This window comes from Bartonella sp. MU70NMGDW, assembly GCF_042194085.1.
In the GTDB taxonomy this organism is placed as follows: Bacteria; Pseudomonadota; Alphaproteobacteria; order Rhizobiales; family Rhizobiaceae; genus Bartonella; species Bartonella grahamii.
Map to the genome: position 1 here is coordinate 1 of NZ_JBHIMK010000171.1, position 2,629 is coordinate 2,629.

Sequence of the window (2,629 nt, forward strand, 5' to 3'; positions counted from 1 at the left end):
GTTGTTGCTGGTGTCTTGCTCCCCATTTCACAATTCCTTCCTGTAATAAAGCATATCTATGCTGTAACCTTGCTTGTTCAGTGCACGTTTCCAACCCAAACGACCCAAGATCTCCATTTCAAAAGCGCCATTCTCACGCGCCCAATCCTCTACAACTTGCAAATTGTCAACTTGATCAAGAACGCCTTTCCCACTACATTCACAAATCAGAGCGCGTTTCTTTCCTAAAACTGTCTGTTGTATCTGGGTCGTGACGACCGCTAAAAAGCGCTCTTCATCATCCAAAACAAGCCATAACTGTTTCTTACCACTGCAAATAGATTCAATGAGTTCTTGCAACGTAATTTCATGTTTGAAACGCTCTACATACTCTCTAAAAGATGCAATGATTTCTTCAAGATAAGGGGCTATACGCTCTATATCCCAAGAACTGGTCAAAAAGACTTTTGCCATTATCCTCTACCAAAAGGACGTAAATCCACATTAAAACCCGTAATCATCGTACAAGACATTGATTTATAATGATAATTCACTGTTTTGTATGTTGAGTGAGAGTCCCGAATAACGTAAGATTCTCTCATTTCAAATCTGTTTATCTTGAATCAATCAAAACCACTATTTGCACATAACAAGTGGGATGAGCGTGTGGATCAAATTTGTATAAGAAAGGACTAAAAATGGCTCTTATGAACCGTCTTAATGCAAGGGCTGTCGCAACATTGGGGGCTGGCAAATATAATGATGGTGCCGGCTTGTTACTTCATAAGCGTAAAGATGGAGGTGCTCAATGGATTTACCGTTATACCATTCATGGTCGGCGCCGCGAAATGGGCTTGGGTGCATTAAGAGATGTCTCTTTAAAACAAGCCCGTGAATTGGCAACTGGGTGGCGTTCTGTTCTTCGTGAAGGGCGTGACCCTATTAAAGAACGTGAAAAACAAAAGCGTGAAGCAATAAGTAATCTCCATTATTTAAAAGATATTGCACTAGATGCTTTTGAAAGTCGTAAAGCTGAATTAAAAAATGATGGTAAAGATGGGGATTGGTTTTTACCATTACGCCTTCATATTCTCCCTAAACTAGGCTGTCTTCCCGTTTCTGAGATTACACAAACAGAGATACGCAATACGCTTGCCCCTATTTGGCATACAAAAGCTGGAACAGCTAATAGAGCTCTTATTCGTCTCAACCTTTGTCTTAAACATGCGGCTGCATTAGGATTGGATGTTGATTTACAAGCAACAGAAAAAGCACGCGCGCTCTTAGGTAAACAACGCCATAAAGTCCAAAATTTACCAGCCATGGATTGGAAAGATGTGCCGGCTTTTTATAAAACACTCTGTGAAGCATCAACCATAACACAACTGGCTTTGCGTTTGCTTATTCTGACAGGCGTTCGTACCAATCCTTTACGTCATATTCATAAAGATCAAGTTGAGGAGGATATATGGACCATTCCTGCTGAGAATATGAAAGGAAGGCGTGATGCTACAACAGAATTTCGCGTGCCTCTATCAACAGAAGCATTAGAAATTCTAAAACAAGCGCGCTTGCTCTCTCGTAATGATTTCTTTTTTTCTGCTAGAGGTCGTGGTCCCCTCGCTGAGAAATGTATGGCTACGTATATGAGAAAAAATAAAATTGAAGCCTGCCCCCATGGTTTTCGCTCTAGTTTACGCAATTGGCTCGCTGAAACAACCGATGCCCCTTATGAGGTCGCTGAAACCATTCTAAGTCATACGGTCGGGGGTAAAGTAGAGCGTGCCTATCGTCGTACTGATTATCTAGAACAGCGCCGTGTCTATATGGATAAATGGGCGGCTTATGTCACGGGTAAATCTTAAGATATGGGGTGCATAACCCCATGATCTGTGGATAACTTTAGCTCTCTTTTCTCTCATTCTCTCTCAATAAGACTCATAACGTATCACATCAGAAATTGTATAATAAAATATTGTTTTCTATGAATAAAACATCTTTCTAAATGAACCAAAATGTGGTTAATAAATAGTTATGATTTGTTACCATTTTTTGATAGAAAGGATTTTAGTATGACAGAAAATGATATTCTTTTGACAGACCGTGAAAGTGCAAAATTGCTTCATATGAGTGTCTCAACATTCCGCCGTCATGTAACCAATGGCTCTCTCCCAAAACCTTTAAAATTTGGTTTTTTATCGCGTTGGTTACAATCAGATCTTATCAATGTAATCGAGCAAGCGAAACAGCAACGTCAAAGCGACGCAGCATAAAAAGAAAACCTTGTCACGTAAGGACGGACAAGGCTTTCTCAAGCTCATCACCCTAGAGATAGCACAATCTGTCCTATGACGCAACGTTATAGGATTTTAAATGATGTGTTCTTTTACGCATGCGCAGGGCATTACACGTGCTGTGCTGAGGGTTTGGCATGGGCGCCTCTTTCAACCCTATGAAAATGCAAAATAGATATAAGATATCTATTCTAACAGTAGCTATTGAAGAAATAGTAAAAATGTATTACATTAGAATTACATTATAACACATTAAGTAGTCGTAAAATGGCTGAGACAACATTTACCTTTCGCGTCGATGATGTATTAAAAAATGAATTTTCCAAAGCAGCAAAGGCGTGTGATAGATCTGCTGC

Annotated in this window: 3 protein-coding genes; 2 read left to right on the forward strand and 1 reads right to left on the reverse strand. The window is 39.9% G+C overall.

From position 1 onward, the window contains the following. Positions 1-27: 27 nt before the first annotated feature. The gene (locus ACFIKE_RS09260) at positions 28-453 is read right to left on the reverse strand and encodes a hypothetical protein (protein WP_375649495.1); all 426 of its coding nucleotides are present in this window, start codon (positions 451-453) and stop codon (positions 28-30) included. A 224-nt stretch (positions 454-677) separates the two neighbouring features. Between ACFIKE_RS09260 and ACFIKE_RS09265 the strand changes: the two genes are divergently transcribed. Together ACFIKE_RS09265 and ACFIKE_RS09270 are read left to right on the forward strand one after the other, a co-directional pair. Continuing rightward, the gene (locus tag ACFIKE_RS09265) at positions 678-1,844 is read left to right on the forward strand and encodes a tyrosine-type recombinase/integrase (RefSeq protein ID WP_375649498.1); all 1,167 of its coding nucleotides are present in this window, start codon (positions 678-680) and stop codon (positions 1,842-1,844) included. 207 nt (positions 1,845-2,051) lie between these two features. Next, positions 2,052-2,252, forward strand: a complete 201-nt coding sequence (locus ACFIKE_RS09270; protein WP_011180791.1) for an AlpA family transcriptional regulator — start codon at positions 2,052-2,054, stop codon at positions 2,250-2,252. Positions 2,253-2,629: the final 377 nt, after the last annotated feature.